The organism is Klebsiella sp. CN_Kp097 (assembly GCF_040064495.1).
In the GTDB taxonomy this organism is placed as follows: Bacteria; Pseudomonadota; Gammaproteobacteria; order Enterobacterales; family Enterobacteriaceae; genus Klebsiella; species Klebsiella aerogenes.
The window spans coordinates 70,869-88,371 of record NZ_JBEAIL010000034.1 but is presented as its reverse complement, the minus strand read 5'-3'; the positions used below and the strand labels follow the sequence as shown (position 1 = coordinate 88,371).

Here is a 17,503-nt window from a genome sequence, read left to right as displayed (position 1 = left end):
GCGGCGAAAGGGTGAGCTACATCACGCTTCGCTGGCGGTACGCGGCGCCTGCGCGTTTAAAAACGGCAGCAGCAGCAGCGCGGAAATGCCGGCGGCAATCGCAATCACCACAAAGAATCCGGTCCAGTGCCAGATATCCATCACCTGCGCCAGCGGCCAGCCGGAAAGCGAGGCGCCAAGATAAGCGAACAGGCCGACAAACCCGGTTGCCGCCCCGGCGGCTTCTTTATGCGAACATTCCGCCGCCGCCATTCCGATGAGCATTTGCGGGCCGAAAACGAAGAACCCGGTGGTGAAGAAGCAGGCCGCCTGCATCACATAGCTGGCGAACGGCATCAGCCACAGCCCGCCAACCGACAGCAAAATTCCGGCGGCGAAAATCAGGTTCATCGGCCCACGGTTGCCGTTAAACAGCTTATCCGAGCCCCATCCCGCCACCAGCGCGCCGATAAAACCGCCCAGCTCAAACATGGTGACCGCCGAGTTAGCGGTCACCAGATCGACGCCGAGCGTCTCCGACATATACAGATTGCCCCAGTCGTTAATCGCCGCCCGCACCACGTACACCAGCACATAGCACAGCGATAACAGCCAGATATAGGGATTGGCCAGCACGTAGCGGGTCAGGATCTCTTTGCGCGTCAGCCCAGCGCCTTCCTGCTGCTGGGCGATTTCCAGCGCATCGTGACGCCAGTCGCCCACGGCGGGTAACCCCACCGCCTGCGGGCGATCGCGCAGCCGCCAGCACAGATACAGTCCGGCGAGGATCGCCAGGCAACCGGCAATGGTCATCCCCATTCGCCAGCCGTAATGCAGCGCCGCCGCGCCCACCACCATCGGGATCAGCGCGCCGCCGACGTTATGCGCCGTATTCCACAGCGCCCACCAGCCGCCGCGCTCGGTTCGCGAATACCAGGCCGTCAGCAGCCGGGCGCACACCGGCGAGCCCCAGCCCTGGAAGAAGGCATTCAGCGCCCACAGCAGCGCGAAGGCCCATAGCGAAGTGGAAAAACCGAACAGAATATTCACCACCCCGGTGGCAATCAGCCCCAGCCCCATAAAATAGCGGGCGTCGGAGCGGTCGCTGACGATACCGGAGAAAAATTTCGACAGCCCGTAAGTGATGTAAAACAGCGTGGCCAGCAGGCCGATATCGCTGCGGGTCAGCACGTTACTGGCGAGGATCTCGGGAACCGCGGCATTAAAGCTTTTGCGGGTGAAATAAAACAGCGCGTAACCAAGCCAGATGGTAAGCAGAATATGGCGACGCCAGTAACGATAACGCTCGTCCAGCTCGCGTTTATCGCTAATTGGCGCGGCGTCCGGCGGCGCTTTTAAAAAGGCAAACATCGGCGCTCCTTTCAGGCGTAACGCAGCGGTAAATTGACGCACACGCGGGTACCGTGTGTGCAGGAGATAGTTAACGTACCACCCAGCGCTGTCACGCGCTCACGCATGCCGGTCAGGCCGAACCCCTGCAGATTCGACCCCGGCGGCAGGCCGCAGCCGTCATCTTCCAGCACCAGCATCAATTGCCCATCCTGTTGCCAGCCCTGGAGGGTGACGGCGCTGGCGTTGGCGTGCTTGACGATATTATTCAGTCCCTCCTGGCAAACGCGAAACAGCGTCACGCGCTGGTTTTCGCTCAGCCCCGCCTCGTTAATCCGCCATTCGAGATGACTGACGATACCGCGGTCTTCCAGTTCCATTTCACGCATCAACGAACGTACCGCCTGTTCAAGCGGCAGATCGTCAAGCTGGCGCGGACGCAGACGACCAAGCAGTCTTCGCACAGAGTCGTAAACCCCCAGCGACAGCTGTTCTATCAACTGGCCGCTCTGCCGTACGCTGGCGTTGTTTGGCGCCAGACGCTGCACGATCCCCGCCTGGGTGCGAATTGCCGTGATAGTCTGGCCAATATCATCGTGGAGCTCGCGCGCCACGTCACGCCGCACGCTCTCTTCCGTTTCCAGCAGGCGTTCCGCCAGCCGCCGATTACGCGCCAGCTCGTTCTGTAGCGACAGGTTAAGCTCGCGCAATCGCTGGATCCCCGCGCCCAGCAGCAGTCCGGTCAGGCTCTGCGCCAGCAGTGAAAGCAATAAATCAACCGGGTGATCGTGCCAGGTCTGGCTGGCAATCAGCGCAATGGCGTTCATCAGGGTGGCGATCAGCGCCCCCTGCCAGCCGTAGTGCCAGGCGAGAGCGATAATCGGCAGCGCCAGACAAAAAGGGGTAAAGCGGGAGAGTTCGGCGGGCAACCCGAGCTGTAGCCACAGGCTGACGGTAAAGAGCAGCAGGTACCAGATCAGATGCCGGCCACGCCAGTTAACCGGCTGCGACACCAGCGACGGCCCCAACGGCCGCCAGACGGTACTGGTCAGATAATGCCAGATAACCAGGCAGGTCGGCGCCAGCGTCAGGCCGCCGGTCAGCGTCAACAACAGCGCGGTCAGTCCCTCACTGCCTTCTTGCGCCAGCCACGGCAGCGATTGCAGCAGCGAGGCGGCGATCAGTGCCCCGCCCTGGCGCAACAATGTCAGCCAGTCTCGCTGCTGGCGATAGCGTGAAATCAATGCCACCGGCAGCAGGGTCAGCAGACTTCCGGTCATCAATATTATCGGATGCGCCAGCGCCACTTCCTGCGCCAGCCAGAAGATAAGCAGCCACTCGGCTCCCAGCAGCACCGGCCAGTAGCCACGCGGGCATTGCAGCATCAGCCCTAAACGCAGGCCAAAGGGAAACAGCAGCACCGCTAAATCCGCGCGTTCCACCAGATGCAGACTGATACTCCACAGGCAGAACCAGGCGGCTGAGAAGATAAAGGCGCAGCCGATCACCGACAGCAATCGTGAAACGACGGTGTTCATTGCCAGCTATCGAACATGCGGCGCGCCAGCTCAACGTCGTTACTGACGCCCAGTTTTTCCAGCAGGTTGGCGCGATGAACGTGAACGGTTTTCGGCGACAGACCGAGCTCAGCGGCGATCTCTTTCACCGCCATACCCTGCGCCAGCTTTTCCGCCACCTGGCGTTCGCGTTTGGTGAGCGGATCCTGGCGCCCGGCGGCCAGCTTCATGGCGATATCCGGCGTGAGATAGCAACCGCCCGCCGCCACCGTGCGGACCGCGGCGATCAGTTCATCCGGACTGCAGCGTTTCGACAGGAAGCCGCGCGCGCCGGCGTTCAGCGCCTGCTCGATCAGCGCCGGGCTATCGTGCACCGACAGCATGATGGTCGCCATCCCCTTCGGCAACTGGCTTAACAGCTCCAGCCCGGAAATATCCGGCATTGAGATATCGCAGATACAGACCTGTACACCGCGCCCCGGTAGCCCCGCCAGCGCCTCGCGTCCACAGCCGAATTCAGCGACAACCTGAAAATCAGCTTCCAGCCCCAGTAGCTGAGCAAAACCGGAGCGGACAATCAAATGATCGTCAATAAGGGCGATGGTAGTCATGGTGTTTCCTGGTGCCTGAAAGCGCCGGATGGCGGCGTAAACGCCTTATCCGGCCTACGGATTCACTCCCTGTAGGCCGGATAAGCGCAGCGCCATCCGGCAAAGGCGCTTACCTTAGCGGTAAGCGCGTAGCTGTTCAAGCCTTGAGCGCTATTCGAAGAACACCGCAATTTTGTTAAACATGGTGGGATCGGACTGGTTACGCGCCACATTGGTGACATCTTCCAGCTTTTCAATCTGGCTAATCATCTGCCCCAGCCGCTGGTCATCATTTACCAGCAGCCAGATGCGGCTGTGCTCGCTGCCCTGAATCGGCAAGCAGAGAATGCCTTCAACGTTAAACGCGCGGCGGGCAAATAGCCCGCAGACGTGGGTCATGACGCCTGGGTGGTTGCGGACGGTGAGTTCCAGAATGACGTTATCGTGTTGCTTTTGCATGGCTTATTCCCCCACCATCTCAGTATTGGCCGCACCCGGCGGTACCATCGGATACACTTTCTGCTGCGCGTCGATACGCACGTGGATCAACGCCGGACCAGGGCGGTCGATAATCGCCTGCAGCGCCGCCTGCGGATCGGATTCGTTATTTAAATCACAGGTTTGCAGACCAAAACCGGCAGCTATCTGCATAAAGTTAATCATCCCCGGATAGGTCGCGGCGAAGACGCCCTGCTGATAGAACAAGCTCTGCTGTTGATGCACCAGCCCCAGCGCTTCGTTGTTCATCAGGATAATTTTTACATCCAACTGATTTTCGGCGGCGGTGGCCATCTCCTGAATATTCATCATCAGGCTGCCGTCACCGGAGAAACAAATAACCTTACGTTGCGGATTCGCAAGCGCCGCGCCGATGGCCGCCGGCAGGCCGAAGCCCATGGTGCCGAGACCGCCGGAAGTCAGCCACTGGCGCGGACGGTTGAGCGGATAGGCCTGCGCCGTCCACATCTGATGCTGACCCACATCGGTGGTGATGATCGCCTCATCATCAACGCAGGCGGCCACGGCGTTAATCAGGCCGTAATGGGAGAGCGGATCGCTTTCCTGCGGGATGGCGCAGGGGAATTCTTTTTGTAAATCAGCCACCAGCTGGCGCCACTCATCACGCGGCTGCGCCTCAATCTGCGGAATAAGCTGGGCTAAGACCTCCGCCACATCGCCCTGAATCGCTACGTGCGGTTGCTTAATTTTGCCAAGCTCAGAGCGGTCGATATCGACGTGAATAATCTTCGCGTTCGGGCAGAACTGCTCGGTCTTGCCAATCGCCCGGTCATCAAAACGCGCGCCTAAAACAATCAGTAAATCAGCCTCTTGCAGAATAAAGTTAGTGCTGCGCGCGCCGTGCATCCCCAGCATGCCCAGCGACAAAGGATGCGCCTTCGGCAGCATACCCAGCGCCATTAAGGTCATGGTGGTCGGCAGGTTGGCTTTTTCCGCCAGGTCCCGAATCGGCTGCGGCGCGTTTATCACGCCGCCGCCCAGATACAGTACCGGGCGTTTCGCCGCGTTGATCATTGCCGCCGCTTCACGCACGCTTTCAGGCACGCATGCCGGTGCCGGGGCGCGCTCGCCGGGCTCTGGAAGCGTTTCCAGTTCAATCGTCGCCGACTGTACGTCCTTAGGAATATCTATCCACACCGGCCCGGGGCGCCCGGACTGGGCAATACGGAAGGCGTCGCTCATCACCTGCGGCAGCTCGGCGATGTCGCGCACCAGGTAGTTATGCTTGGTGATGGGGATAGAGATGCCGTAGGTATCGACTTCCTGGAAGGCGTCAGTGCCGATCATTGAGGCCGGAACCTGCCCGGTGATGCAGACCAGCGGAATAGAATCGAGGCGGGCATCGGCGATGGCGGTAATCAGGTTGGTGGCGCCAGGGCCGCTACAGGCCATGCAGACTGCGGGTTTACCTTCGGTACGCGCCATCCCCTGAGCGATAAAACCCGCCCCCTGCTCGTGGCGTGCCAGGATGTGGCGGATCTGCGTGCTTTGGCTCAAGGCATCATAGATAGGCAGGATGGAGCCGCCCGGAATGCCGCTGACCATAGTGATACCCTGGCGTTCCAGTAAATGAACAACCAGCTGCGCGCCGGTAAAGCGCATTGTGTTTGATGTGGTGCCCGAACTTGCCATGCTCCAGTCCTTTTATTCTGGGCCGACTTTACCGGGGGGCTCGCCAACAAAAAACCCCGCTCGGTTTGCGCCGGCGGGGTTTGGAATTCGTGTTGTTCCGGACCCTACGGCGCATTGCCGACGACGACCACCACAGACACGACGACCACCGCGGCAGGCGCGGTTTTTAGTAGGGTCGAAGTCATCATGGCAGCGTTCATTAGGGACCTGTTGTGTCGAAAAATAAGCTGAATTTATACAAACACAGGTTTTGCGTTTTCACAATGGATTTATTTTCATCCACGAGAATTTGCGCGAAAGATCACAATTCGCGACATCAGCGGCAGAAAACAAAAAACCCCGCCGGAGCGAGGTTTTTATCAGCATTTTTACGGGTGGTAGCCGCAAGCACACTGTATTACGTCAACGACAAAAGTATACGCGATCGCTGCAATTCGCGCAATTTAAGGTCGAAATTTCTCTGTCATAGAGTATGGACGACGGGTGCGAATTTGTCCAAAAAATACTGTTCATGCATACAGTATTTATCTATACTGGATGTGTTCACTTTGTGCCATTCGGGGGCCGCAAGTTTGACCGGCGCAACGAAGTCCTGGCTGAAACGGGTGGTGCCGTCAGTGCCTTAACCCCGAGAGAGCACACTGTGTTACGTCAACAATGCGTCGTGTCCGGCCCGTACGGCCACCACTGCGCAACCCCTGTGAGAACAGGGATAAGCTGGCAACAGGCAGCGGAAAGGTACGTCAGCTTATTGTGCTCCTTAACCACAGGAGACGCGCGTATGGGCGGAATGGATATTATTATTTTAATCCTGAAACTCATGGTTGCTGTGTTGCAACTACTTGATGCAGTCCTGAAACAGTTCCGCTGATTCAGGTTCAAGTCGCACCTGAGGGGGGCGGGAAACCGCTCCCCTACAGGCGTCCTTCGGGCGTTCCGGGAAGACTTGATGGAGGAACCATGCCACCGCTATTAATTGCCGCAACAACGCCGGAGGATCCGGGGTTCGTTGCGCTGCGCGCCGAAAGCCTTGAACAGCACTTCAATATGCTGCGCCGTCTGGCGGAAAACTGGCAAAGCGGCAAAAACCGCTTTAACGCCCCTGGTGAAAAGCTGCTGGGCGCGTTCGTCCGTGGCCAGTTAGTTGGGGTCTGCGGTCTGAACGTCGACCCCTTCAGCCAGCAGCCGCGGGCCGGGCGCATTCGCCATCTCTATATTCGCGATAGCCATCGCCGCCAGGGAATTGGCCAGCAGCTGCTGCTCTCAGTCATCACGCATTCCGGCGCCTGGTTCGATTTCCTTAACACTCATGCCCCGGCGCAGGCCTGGCCCTTTTATGAACGCTTTGGTTTCCGCCCGGTATACGATGAGCCGCGGGTCACGCATCGCCTGTTCTGCTCGCTGTAAGCGTGGCTGGCTGGCGGAACGGGGTCATGTTACAGTCCGCTGACCTTAACTGCTGAATCTGCCTGCGATGACCATCACCGTATTCTGCATTTTGCTTTTCGCCGCACTGCTCCACGCCAGCTGGAACGCTATCGTCAAAGCCAGCGGCGATAAAATGTACGCGGCGATAAGCGTCAGCGGGTCGGCCTCGCTGATCGCCTTGGTGATGCTCCCCTTCGCGCCGCAGCCGACGCTGGCCAGCGCCCCTTATCTGGTGGCGTCATGTGCATTGCAGGTGGTGTATACGGTACTGGTGGCGAAGACCTATCAGGTGTCGGATATGAGCCAGACCTATCCGCTAATGCGCGGCACCGCGCCGTTGCTGGTCGCGGCTATCAGCGTGATATTTCTCGGCGATCGCTTATCGCCGCTGGCCAGGTTGGGTATTGGCGTCATCTGCCTGGCGATTCTGGCGATGGCCTTTAACGGCCGCGTCAGTTCCCGCAAAGGCATCATGCTGGCGCTGATCAACGCCTGTTTTATCGCGGGTTATACGCTGGTGGACGGCACCGGGGTACGGCTGGCGGGATCGGCGCTCGGCTATACCCTGTGGACCTTTTTTATGAACGGTTGCTGCCTGCTGTGCTGGGCGATGGTGGCGCGGCGGCGCGAAGCCAGCCGTTATTTACGCCAGCACTGGAAAAAGGGCATCCTCGGCGGCGTCGGCACCATGGGATCCTACGGCCTGGCGCTATGGGCGATGACTCAGGCGCCGCTGGCGGTAGTCGCCGCGCTGCGTGAAACCTCCATTCTGTTCGGCGCGCTGATCGCGTTTATCGTCCTGAAAGAACAGGTGGTAGCGCTGCGCATCGTTGCCGCCTGCGGTATTGCCGCTGGAGCAATCCTGCTGCGCCTCTCATAGATTAAAATGGCAACATTAGTTGCCGATCCTGTTTACAAAACCTGCCTGAAATTTCCCCAACAATCGGTGCTATGTAGTTGTTCTGTCATTTTATTGTGGTAGATTCCTCCATCGTTTAAGGGGTGTGCCAGTCACATATTCTCCATTTCTCATTGCTCACGAAGTATTCATCGACATGAAACGGCATAAGAACTTCAATTTGTTGTTGATGCTGGTACTGCTGGTGGCCGTTGGCCAGATGGCGCAGACCATTTATATTCCGGCTATCGCCGACATGGCGGTATCGCTTAACGTCCGCGAAGGGGCGGTACAAAGCGTGATGGCGGCCTATCTCCTGACGTACGGCATTTCCCAGCTGTTCTACGGCCCGCTCTCCGACCGCGTGGGCCGCCGCCCGGTGATCCTCGTCGGGATGTCTATTTTTATGCTGGCGACGCTGGTTGCCATCACCACCCATAGCCTGCCGGTGTTGATCGCCGCCAGCGCCATGCAGGGGATGGGCACCGGCGTCGGCGGCGTGATGGCGCGCACCCTGCCGCGAGACCTATATGAAGGCGCGCAGCTGCGTCACGCTAATAGCCTGTTGAATATGGGAATACTGGTCAGCCCGCTGATTGCGCCGCTGCTCGGCGGCATCCTTGATACCCTGTGGAACTGGCGCGCCTGCTACGCTTTCCTGCTCATACTGTGCGCTGGCGTAACGATTAGTATGGCGAAATGGATGCCGGAAACGCGCCCACAAGGCGCGCCGCGGACGAAACTACTGGCCAGCTACAAAACGCTGTTCGGTACCGGCGCCTTTAACTGTTACCTGTTGATGCTGGTGGGCGGACTGGCCGGGATTGCGGTGTTCGAAGCCTGTTCCGGCGTGCTGATGGGCGCGGTCCTTGGCCTGAGCAGTATGGCGGTCAGTATTCTGTTTATTCTGCCGATCCCGGCGGCGTTCTTCGGCGCGTGGTTCGCTGGCCGTCCGAATAAACGCTTCTCAACGCTGATGTGGCAGTCGGTTATCTGCTGCCTGCTGGCGGGAATTATGATGTGGTTGCCGGGGCTGTTCGGCATTATGACCGTCTGGACACTGCTGGTGCCTGCGGCGCTGTTCTTCTTCGGCGCGGGTATGTTGTTTCCGCTGGCTACCAGCGGCGCGATGGAACCATTCCCGTTCCTCGCCGGTACCGCTGGCGCGCTGGTTGGCGGCCTGCAGAATATCGGCTCCGGCGTGCTGGCCTGGCTGTCGGCAATGATGCCGCAAACCGGGCAAAGCAGCCTCGGCCTGCTGATGATGTTAATGGGTCTGTTGATTCTGCTGTGCTGGCTGCCGCTGGCCTCGCGCTTTACCAGCCACCAGCAGCCGGTCTAAGCGCCGCTGGCGCTCCCCCGGGTGGCTGCTTTTGTCTTATGTCAGGCTGTGCAGCCATTCGATAAAGGCGTCGATTTTCGGCCACTGACGGCCCGGCAGGGTCGTCACATAGTAGTGCTGGTGACACTTCAGCGTCATGTCGCCGAACGGCGCGATAAGCTCCCCGCTTTCTAACCGCTTCTGCACCAGCCGTTTACGCCCCATCGCTACCCCGACGTGATTCATCGCCGCAATCACCGCTAAATCAGAACGATCGAAGCCGATACCCGACGATTGCGGCAATTCAATCGCAAATTGCTGCGCCCAACTGAACCACTCATCGGTACCGGAATCATTGCTCCATGCCTGGCGGTCATGGAGCAATGTGCAGTAGCGCAGATTGCCTGGATTGTGGGTTAACTGCTGCTGTTGCGCGTAATTCGGCGTACATACCGGCACGATCGCTTCATCCATCAGAAAATGATGGCTTAGCTGTGATGACGGCGCATCATCAAAATAGATCGCCAGATCGATACCCGCACGCTGTAGATTGACGTTATCGTTGCCCGTGAGCACAGTCAGCGAAATGGACGGATAGCGGCGAGTGAAATCGCCCAGCGCCGGTACCAGCCAGCACTGCGCGATCGACGGGCGCGAGTACACCGTCAGCGTGCCGGAGAGCTCCTGATTTTTAATATCCAGAATCTCCTGGTTAAGGCTATCCAACGAGGATTTCAACGCCCAGAATACCCGCCGCCCCTCGCGGGTCAGCTCCACCTTGCGGTGCGAACGTATAAATAGCTGAATACCCAGCTCTTCTTCCAGCTGGTTGATGCGATGGCTAACGGCGCTCGGGGTCAGAGATAGCTCTTCCGCCGCCAGTGCAAAGGACTCATGGCGAGCCGCGACTTCAAAGGTATACAGCTTTGACAACTGCCAGCCGTTCAGCAGGCGATTACCCATCTCTTTCATCACATCCATCACGATTCCCCGCCTTTTCTTTGCCGGTAAGTGTAAAAAAAACGCAGCCGGAGTGCGCCTGAAAGATGAATAAAAGTGACCCAATACACATTTAACGGTCTATTTAAGAACCAAATCACGCTTTTGCATCAATCTGGCTCACCTGAAAGGCGATTTATATCGTTTGTCAGCCTATGTCGCTTTTCTGTTCAATAACCACACGTTATTTACGGCGAGGTGGGATATGGAATCTCAAATCTGGGTGGTAGGCACGCTATTTATCAGTATCGTGTTAATCGTTTTAACGATCGTCAAACTGAAGTTTCATCCGTTTCTGGCGCTCCTGCTGGCGAGCTTTTTCGTCGGCGCGATGATGGGCATGGGGCCGCTGGATATGGTCAACGCCATTGAGAGCGGTATTGGCGGTACGCTTGGTTTCCTGGCGGCGGTGATCGGTCTCGGTACCATCCTCGGGAAGATGATGGAAGTCTCCGGCGCGGCGGAACGCATCGGCCTGGCGCTGCAGCGCTGTCGCTGGTTGTCGGCAGACGTAATTATGGTGCTGGTTGGCCTGATCTGCGGTATTACGCTGTTTGTTGAAGTCGGCGTGGTGCTGCTAATCCCGCTGGCGTTCTCCATTGCCAAAAAAACCAATACCTCGCTGCTGAAGCTGGCCATCCCCCTGTGTACCGCGCTGATGGCGGTGCATTGCGTGGTGCCGCCGCATCCGGCCGCGCTGTTCGTGGCGAATAAACTCGGCGCAGATATCGGTACGGTCATCGTCTATGGCCTGCTGGTGGGCCTGATTGCCTCGCTGGTTGGCGGCCCATTGTTCCTCAAGCTGCTCGGCAACCGCCTGCCGTTTAAACCGGTGCCGATCGAGTTTTCCAACCTTGAAGTACGCGAAGAATCGACGCTGCCCTCGCTCGGCGCTACGCTATTTACCGTGCTGCTACCGATTGGGCTGATGCTGGTGAAAACCGTCGCTGAATTGAACATGGTTAAAGGCGGCACGCTGTATATGTTGCTGGAATTTATCGGCAACCCGATCACCGCGATGTTTATTGCCGTCTTTGTCGCTTATTACATTCTTGGTATTCGTCGGCAAATGGGGATGGGCGTCCTGCTGACCCATACTGAAAACGGCTTCGGATCGATTGCTAATATTCTGCTGATTATTGGCGCGGGTGGCGCGTTCAACGCGATTTTGAAATCCAGCGGCCTGGCCGATAGCCTGGCGGTGATCCTCTCGAATCTGCATATGCATCCGATTCTGCTGGCCTGGCTGGTGGCGCTGATCCTTCACGCCGCCGTCGGCTCCGCTACCGTGGCCATGATGGGCGCGACCGCTATCGTCGCCCCGATGCTACCACTGTATCCTGGCGTAAGTCCGGAGATCATCGCTATTGCCATCGGTTCCGGCGCGATTGGCTGCACGATCGTAACGGATTCCCTGTTCTGGCTGGTGAAACAATACTGTGGCGCAAGCCTCAGCGAAACATTCAAGTATTATACGACGGCGACATTTATCGCTTCTTTACTTGCACTCGCCGCCACCTTCCTGCTTTCTTTCATCATCTAAGCGAACGAGACGTAATATGAAAAACGCTGACCTGACCCAATTAACCGCGACCTTCCCGCTTGTACAGGAGCTGATCGCGCTGAAAGAAACCACCTGGTTTAACCCGGCGACGACGACGCTGGCGCAAGGTTTGCCCTATGTCGGCCTGACCGCCGAAGATGTAAAAGACGCTCACGAACGCCTTCAGCGCTTCGCGCCGTATCTGGCGGAAGCCTTTCCGGAAACGGCCGCCACCGGCGGGATTATCGAATCAGAAGTGGTTGCCATTCCGGCAATGAAACGCCGCCTCGAGCAACAATTCAATCAGCCGATTAATGGCGATCTGTTACTGAAAAAAGATAGCCACCTGCCGATTTCGGGTTCCATTAAGGCGCGCGGCGGCATTTATGAAGTGCTGACCCATGCGGAAAAGCTGGCGCTGGAAGCCGGGCTGCTCACCATCGCAGATGATTATCGCAAATTGCTGACGCCGGAATTCAAACAGTTCTTCAGCCAGTACAGCATCGCCGTCGGTTCTACCGGCAACCTCGGTATGTCGATTGGCATCATGAGCGCGCGCATCGGTTTTAAGGTCACGGTGCATATGTCGGCGGATGCCCGCGCATGGAAAAAGGCCAAACTGCGCAGCCACGGCGTAACGGTCGTTGAGTATGAAGAAGATTACGGCGTGGCGGTCGAACAGGGGCGCAAGGCGGCGGAATCCGACCCAAACTGCTTTTTCATCGACGATGAAAACTCGCGCACGCTGTTCCTCGGCTATGCCGTGGCCGGCGAGCGCCTGAAAGCGCAGTTTACCCAGGCAGGACGCGTGGTCGATGCAGATCACCCGCTGTTCGTCTATCTACCATGCGGCGTTGGCGGCGGCCCCGGCGGCGTCGCATTCGGCCTGAAACTGGCGTTTGGCGACCACGTTCACTGTCTGTTCGCCGAACCGACCCATTCGCCCTGTATGCTGCTCGGCATTTACACCGGGCTCCATGACCAGATTGCGGTGCAGGATTTAGGGATAGATAACCTGACCGCCGCCGATGGTCTGGCGGTCGGCCGCGCTTCCGGCTTCGTTGGCCGGGCGATGGAGCGCCTGCTCGACGGCCTGTATACTCTCGACGATCAAACGATGTACGACATGCTGGGCTGGCTGGCAACGGCGGAAAATATTCGCCTTGAGCCGTCCGCGCTGGCCGGTATGGCCGGGCCGCAGCGCGTCTGCGCCAGTAAAGCGTACCATCAGCTACAAGGACTGAGCGACGAACAGCTACGCCACGCCACTCACCTGATATGGGCGACCGGCGGCGGCATGGTGCCGGAAGAAGAGATGGCGCAGTATCTGGCGAAGGGGCGTTAAATCGCCCTCAGCAGCGGCATCAGTTCGCCCGGTGACCGCTGCTGTTTACGCAGATCGCGCATGACCCGCATACAGGGCGCGCTGGCGACATAGAACTGGCGGTAGCCTTCACAGAGCGGATCGTCGTCGCCTGCGCATAATCGCCGCCACGCACAGACAAACCAGGCGCTATTGGCGGCCAACTGCCGTTGTTCGCGCAGCGGTTCGCCGCACCAGATACGCAGGGTTTCCTCAAATAACGTAATCGTTATGCGGCCAATATCTTCCCGCGCCCAGATGTGGAAAATGGCGCAAAGGAAATTTCCCCATGCATTGGCATCTTCCGCTCTGAGCTGTGGAATAAAACGAACGGCGCGCACGCCCTGTGCGCGTAGCTCCCGATAGAACTGCAGCGGTTGCTGGCAATGGTGGAGATAAACTTTCACCTCCTGCACTGCCGGTTCGTTATGAGCGAGGGAGTGGCATTCTGTCCGACATCCTGTCATGTCACATCCTTAAGAAATAAAATGATCTGCCGTAGATGCGTTACAGCAAACAATAATGACAGCGAAAGCACTGCGAGGGAGATCAAAAATTTGTCACGAACTGCTCCCGGCTGCAAAAAATCGCTCTCGCCGACATCCATTAAATGGCGGCTGCGGGTGTAGCGCCAGAGAATGATCGCCACCACTGCCAGTACGCCAATCGATATCCAGAACGCCAGCCCGGCGCTATGCCAGTTATGCTTAATCGCCAGCGCCATCAGCGCCCCGTAGCCCAATAGGGTGCGAAACCACGCCAGCGAGGTGCGCTCCGGCTGTAAACCGGGATCGTTCTCCCGCCGCGCCCGGCGTTTATCCGCCATACAGCACCAGCAGCATCACCGCCGCCACGACCGCCAGCAGCAGGACGCTAATCACCAGCAGCGTACGGGTATAGGGAAGATCCTGCTTCAGGCGCATCGCCTTTTCGTTACTCAACCAGCGCAGATAGCCATACACCGCCAGCCCGCCGGCAAACAGGCACAGCAGCAGCGCCAGCACTTCGCGAATAAGCGGAGTGGCAAAATCCGGCGCCAGCTGATCGAGCCCGACGCCCGCGGCGAGAAAGCCGAGCGCCGTACGGATCCACGCCAGAAAGGTGCGTTCATTGGCCAGCGAAAAGCGGTAATCCGGCGCTTCGCCAATGCGGGAAATTTTCATCAGCAGTCCTTGTTCGTCAGGCAAACAGGCCACAGCATAGCCTAAATCACGAACAGGAGAGAAGAACCGGCACCCGATGGATGCCGGTAAAACGAGGGTTAATGCAGCTCAGGCCAGTACGCTTTATTGGCGGCAATCAGGTCATCGAGGATCGCTTTCGCCACCGAGGCGCTCGGTACGGTTTTCGATAGCGTAATCGCCTGCCACAGCTTGTGATATGAACGCTGCTCCCACGCATCCACCACCAGTTTTTCCACCGCCACCTGCTGGCTCATCATCCCTTTCTGGAAATGCGGAATATCGCCCACCGTCAACGGCTCCGGTCCGTTATGCCCGACCAGACAAGGGATCTCTACCATCGCGTCGGCATCAAAGTTATGGATTGCGCCATTGTTCGGCACAATCAACAACATTCGTTCCTGAGTGTTAAAGGCGATAGCCGTCGCTAAATCGACGATATACGACGCGTGTTCATCGATCTCCAGATCGCCCGCGGAAGATTTACCGGCGGCAATAATCGCCCGGCAGGCGCTAAAGACGTTTTTCTCCCGATGATCCATTACCTCATTCGCGCGGGTACGCTCCGGGTTGGAGTGCGCGACCACGTAATCCGGGAACAGATAATATTTCAGGTAAGTGTTTGGCATCGTTTGCGGATCCAGCGCCTGTACATCTTTCGCTTTGGCAAACGTATCGTTCCAGCTGGCCTCTGTGTGCGGGTCGTTCGATGGCGGTACATAGCCGTATTTCGCCACATACTCGCGCAGTTTCGGCATCAAATCGTTGCCGTCGAGATCTTCAATCGAGGTCCACCAGCCGAAGTGATTAAGGCCGTAGTAACGCACGCGCATCTGTTTGCGGTCTTTCAGCCCGACGATTTGCGCCATCCGCCCTTCAATGCCGATCGGCATATCGCAAATATTGAGAATTTTAGCATTAGGCCGCAGGCGACGTGTGGCTTCAGCCACTATCGCCGCCGGGTTGGAGTAGTTGAGCATCCAGGCGTTTGGCGAATATTTCTCCATATAATCCACCAACTCCAGCACGCCGCCGATAGAGCGCATACCATAGGCAATCCCGCCCGGTCCGCAGGTTTCCTGACCCAACACGCCGTGGCGCAGCGGTATTTTTTCATCTTGCTCGCGCATCGGGTATTTGCCGACGCGGATGTGCGCCATCACGAAGTCGACATCGCTAAAGGCGGCCTGCGGGTCGGTGGTGTAGCTGAACTCAATCTCTGGCGCCTGTTCTTTGAGGATAATTTTACAGGCTTCGGCGATAGTCTCCTGACGCGCGCCGTCGTTGTCATAAAATTTTAGCGCCCGCAGCGGGAAACGATCGCGGTTTGCCAACAGCATTAAAACGATGCCAGGGGTAAAGGTACTGCCGCCGCCTGCGATAACAACTGAGAATTTTTTCATGATACTGCCTCCGTCATGGTGGTGTGTTCGGTCGATAAAGAATCTTTCATTAAGGTTTCCAGCTGGTCGCGAACCTGCGGGACATGCAGACCAACAATGACCTGAATGCCGTTGCCGCGGCGGACCACGCCGTGAGCGCCGAGTGCTTTAAACACCTCGTCGCTTTGCGTTTTCGCCATATCCACCAGCGCAATACGCAGTCGGGTGGCGCAGTTATTGATGCTTTCAATATTGCCGGCCCCGCCCAGCGCCTGCAGGAAGCCGGCGGCCTGACCCAGCTTGTTTTCCGCAGCTGCCGCCACGCTGGTTTTACCGCGCGCCTCCTGATAATCCGCTTTGCTGTAAAGCTTGATTTCGCTGTCTTCGCGACCCGGCGTTTTCAGGTTCAGGCGCAGAATCAGGGTGCGGAAGATGACGAAGTAGATGCCGGTAAAGCAGACGCCGATGCCTATCTGGATAAACATCATCGACGCGTGGTGATGGAACATCGGGATCCAGTTTTGCGGCAGGAACTGATCGAGCAGGCCACCGCCGAAGTTCCCCACGACGCCGCAGATATACATCACCGTCGCCATGGTGGCCGCCAGCAGCGCATGCACGGCAAATAGCAGCGGTGAGATAAACAAGAAGGTAAACTCGAGTGGCTCGGTAATGCCCACCAGCACCGCGGTCAGGGTGGCGGGGATCAGCAAACCCGCGACCTTCACCCGGTTTTGCGGCGCGGCGGTGAAGTAAAGCGCCAGCGCAATACCCACCGAACCAAAGACTTTCGAATTGCCATGCAGCGCAAAACCGCCCTCAGGGAACAGCGCTTTCAACGGTTCAACGCTCTGGCTAAATTCCTGCAGATGCTGCGCCCAGTAGACCTGGATGCCGCCTTCCACTACCGCCGGACCAAAGATAAATGGCCCATAGACAAAGTGATGCAGGCCGGTCGGGATCAAAATGCGCTCAAGAAAGATGTAAACCCACACCCCGAGCGCGCCGGCTGAGCGCAGGAAAGCCTGCAGCGACTCAATCCCCATCTGTACCTTCGGCCAGCCGAGCAGCGTTAGCCAGGCACAAGGGATCATCGCGAGAAAGGCAACTATCACCACGAACGACGATCCCTGAAAAATACCGAGGAACACCGGCAGCGGTTTATCGAAGTAACGATTGTGCAGCGCGGTGACGATGCCGGAGATAACGATGGCCCCGATAATGCTGGTATCCAGGGTTTTAATCCCGGCAATCATCGTCAGGCCGCTTCCCGCCGTGGGATCCAGGGTGAAATCAACGCCGAAGAAGTGGCCCCAGGTCATCCCCATGGCGTTGATGAAGTAGTTCCAGGTAAGAAAACTGACCAGTACAGCCAGGCAGGCCCGGCCCTGGGCCTGCTTCGCCAGGCCAATCGGCAGGCCGACGGCGAAAATCAGCGGCATATTACGAAAGACGGTCCAGCCGCCCTCTTCAATGATGTGAACAATTTGCGCGAACAGGCTATCGGGTGCGGTGAGCGCTTCGCCGACAAACATCGGATTACGCAGCATAATGGCGATACCCACCACAATCCCGGCGAATGGGAACAGCAAAACCGGGGTAAACATGGCGCCGCCAAAGCGTTGTATTTGACTGAGCATTTGAAAATCCTCATGTAACAACTCGTAGGGTAAGTGGCCTTTTTTTGTTCTTTACCGGCCTGCTTCGAGCATAGGAATTCGCCCCGTCGGCAACATGCTGCGCCGCTGCGATTCGTGATCGCATTCATGGTTTTAATTCGGTCAATGTTGTCTACTTTTTG

Annotated in this window: 18 protein-coding genes and 1 pseudogene; 7 read left to right on the top strand and 12 right to left on the bottom strand. The window is 57.9% G+C overall.

The genetic code is table 11. The features are described from left to right. Nucleotides 1-21: 21 nt before the first annotated feature. The 6 genes from ABLV07_RS24705 to ivbL all read right to left on the bottom strand — a co-directional run bounded on the left by ABLV07_RS24705 (nucleotide 22) and on the right by ivbL (nucleotide 5,787). The gene (locus tag ABLV07_RS24705; RefSeq protein ID WP_015369066.1) at nucleotides 22-1,350 is read right to left on the bottom strand and encodes an MFS transporter; all 1,329 of its coding nucleotides are present in this window, start codon (nucleotides 1,348-1,350) and stop codon (nucleotides 22-24) included. An 11-nt stretch (nucleotides 1,351-1,361) separates the two neighbouring features. After that, a complete protein-coding gene (gene uhpB, locus ABLV07_RS24700; RefSeq protein ID WP_162182312.1) occupies nucleotides 1,362-2,846 on the bottom strand; it encodes a signal transduction histidine-protein kinase/phosphatase UhpB in 1,485 nt (494 codons plus the stop codon). A gap of 17 nt (nucleotides 2,847-2,863) precedes the next feature. Then, complete coding sequence (uhpA, locus tag ABLV07_RS24695; protein ID WP_015369064.1) at nucleotides 2,864-3,457, bottom strand: transcriptional regulator UhpA; 594 nt, start codon at nucleotides 3,455-3,457, stop codon at nucleotides 2,864-2,866. Nucleotides 3,458-3,607: 150 nt separating this feature from the next. After that, nucleotides 3,608-3,895: an acetolactate synthase small subunit gene (gene ilvN, locus ABLV07_RS24690; protein ID WP_016162014.1), complete on the bottom strand. Its 288-nt coding sequence runs from the start codon at nucleotides 3,893-3,895 to the stop codon at nucleotides 3,608-3,610. Between the two features lie 3 nt (nucleotides 3,896-3,898). After that, nucleotides 3,899-5,587, bottom strand: a complete 1,689-nt coding sequence (gene ilvB, locus ABLV07_RS24685) for an acetolactate synthase large subunit (RefSeq protein WP_020077635.1) — start codon at nucleotides 5,585-5,587, stop codon at nucleotides 3,899-3,901. A gap of 104 nt (nucleotides 5,588-5,691) precedes the next feature. After that, nucleotides 5,692-5,787 (bottom strand): ilvB operon leader peptide IvbL, encoded by a 96-nt coding sequence (ivbL, locus tag ABLV07_RS24680; protein WP_016162016.1) that lies wholly within the window; start codon nucleotides 5,785-5,787, stop codon nucleotides 5,692-5,694. 12 nt (nucleotides 5,788-5,799) lie between these two features. Here ivbL and ABLV07_RS24675 point away from each other — a divergent pair. The 5 genes and pseudogenes from ABLV07_RS24675 (at nucleotide 5,800) to emrD (ending at nucleotide 9,255) form a co-directional block, all read left to right on the top strand. Then, nucleotides 5,800-5,968, top strand: a pseudogene (locus ABLV07_RS24675) (hypothetical protein). A gap of 370 nt (nucleotides 5,969-6,338) precedes the next feature. After that, entirely contained in the window at nucleotides 6,339-6,458 is a 120-nt protein-coding gene (gene tisB, locus ABLV07_RS24670) for a type I toxin-antitoxin system toxin TisB (protein WP_004145059.1), read from the top strand. A gap of 89 nt (nucleotides 6,459-6,547) precedes the next feature. Continuing rightward, nucleotides 6,548-6,994: a GNAT family N-acetyltransferase gene (locus tag ABLV07_RS24665; RefSeq protein ID WP_015369061.1), complete on the top strand. Its 447-nt coding sequence runs from the start codon at nucleotides 6,548-6,550 to the stop codon at nucleotides 6,992-6,994. 67 nt (nucleotides 6,995-7,061) lie between these two features. Next, a complete protein-coding gene (locus ABLV07_RS24660) occupies nucleotides 7,062-7,895 on the top strand; it encodes a DMT family transporter (RefSeq protein WP_020077634.1) in 834 nt (277 codons plus the stop codon). A 175-nt stretch (nucleotides 7,896-8,070) separates the two neighbouring features. Further along, nucleotides 8,071-9,255, top strand: coding sequence for a multidrug efflux MFS transporter EmrD (gene emrD / locus ABLV07_RS24655; protein ID WP_015369059.1), 1,185 nt, complete (start codon nucleotides 8,071-8,073; stop codon nucleotides 9,253-9,255). 36 nt (nucleotides 9,256-9,291) lie between these two features. Here the strand turns inward: emrD and dsdC are convergent, their stop codons facing one another. Next, nucleotides 9,292-10,215, bottom strand: coding sequence for a DNA-binding transcriptional regulator DsdC (gene dsdC, locus ABLV07_RS24650; RefSeq protein WP_020077633.1), 924 nt, complete (start codon nucleotides 10,213-10,215; stop codon nucleotides 9,292-9,294). Nucleotides 10,216-10,438: 223 nt separating this feature from the next. On the opposite strand from dsdC, the gene dsdX reads away from it, so the two are divergent. Continuing rightward, complete coding sequence (dsdX, locus tag ABLV07_RS24645; protein WP_020077632.1) at nucleotides 10,439-11,776, top strand: D-serine transporter DsdX; 1,338 nt, start codon at nucleotides 10,439-10,441, stop codon at nucleotides 11,774-11,776. Nucleotides 11,777-11,792: 16 nt separating this feature from the next. Next, nucleotides 11,793-13,121 carry a D-serine ammonia-lyase gene (dsdA, locus tag ABLV07_RS24640; RefSeq protein WP_086630618.1) on the top strand — a complete coding sequence of 443 codons (1,329 nt, stop codon included), beginning with the start codon at nucleotides 11,793-11,795 and terminating at the stop codon, nucleotides 13,119-13,121. Here dsdA and ABLV07_RS24635 read toward each other — a convergent pair. The 5 genes from ABLV07_RS24635 to ABLV07_RS24615 all read right to left on the bottom strand — a co-directional run bounded on the left by ABLV07_RS24635 (nucleotide 13,118) and on the right by ABLV07_RS24615 (nucleotide 17,342). After that, the gene (locus tag ABLV07_RS24635) at nucleotides 13,118-13,546 is read right to left on the bottom strand and encodes a regulator (RefSeq protein ID WP_348853486.1); all 429 of its coding nucleotides are present in this window, start codon (nucleotides 13,544-13,546) and stop codon (nucleotides 13,118-13,120) included. The genes dsdA and ABLV07_RS24635 overlap by 4 nt on opposite strands. Nucleotides 13,547-13,602: 56 nt before the next feature. Next, nucleotides 13,603-13,965, bottom strand: a complete 363-nt coding sequence (locus ABLV07_RS24630; RefSeq protein WP_020077629.1) for a DUF202 domain-containing protein — start codon at nucleotides 13,963-13,965, stop codon at nucleotides 13,603-13,605. Further along, entirely contained in the window at nucleotides 13,955-14,302 is a 348-nt protein-coding gene (locus ABLV07_RS24625) for a DUF202 domain-containing protein (RefSeq protein WP_015369053.1), read from the bottom strand. Before ABLV07_RS24625 ends, ABLV07_RS24630 begins: the two co-directional genes overlap by 11 nt. A gap of 98 nt (nucleotides 14,303-14,400) precedes the next feature. After that, nucleotides 14,401-15,723 carry a 6-phospho-alpha-glucosidase gene (locus ABLV07_RS24620; RefSeq protein ID WP_020077628.1) on the bottom strand — a complete coding sequence of 441 codons (1,323 nt, stop codon included), beginning with the start codon at nucleotides 15,721-15,723 and terminating at the stop codon, nucleotides 14,401-14,403. Further along, nucleotides 15,720-17,342, bottom strand: coding sequence for an alpha-glucoside-specific PTS transporter subunit IIBC (locus tag ABLV07_RS24615; protein ID WP_020077627.1), 1,623 nt, complete (start codon nucleotides 17,340-17,342; stop codon nucleotides 15,720-15,722). Before ABLV07_RS24615 ends, ABLV07_RS24620 begins: the two co-directional genes overlap by 4 nt. Nucleotides 17,343-17,503 lie beyond the last annotated feature (161 nt).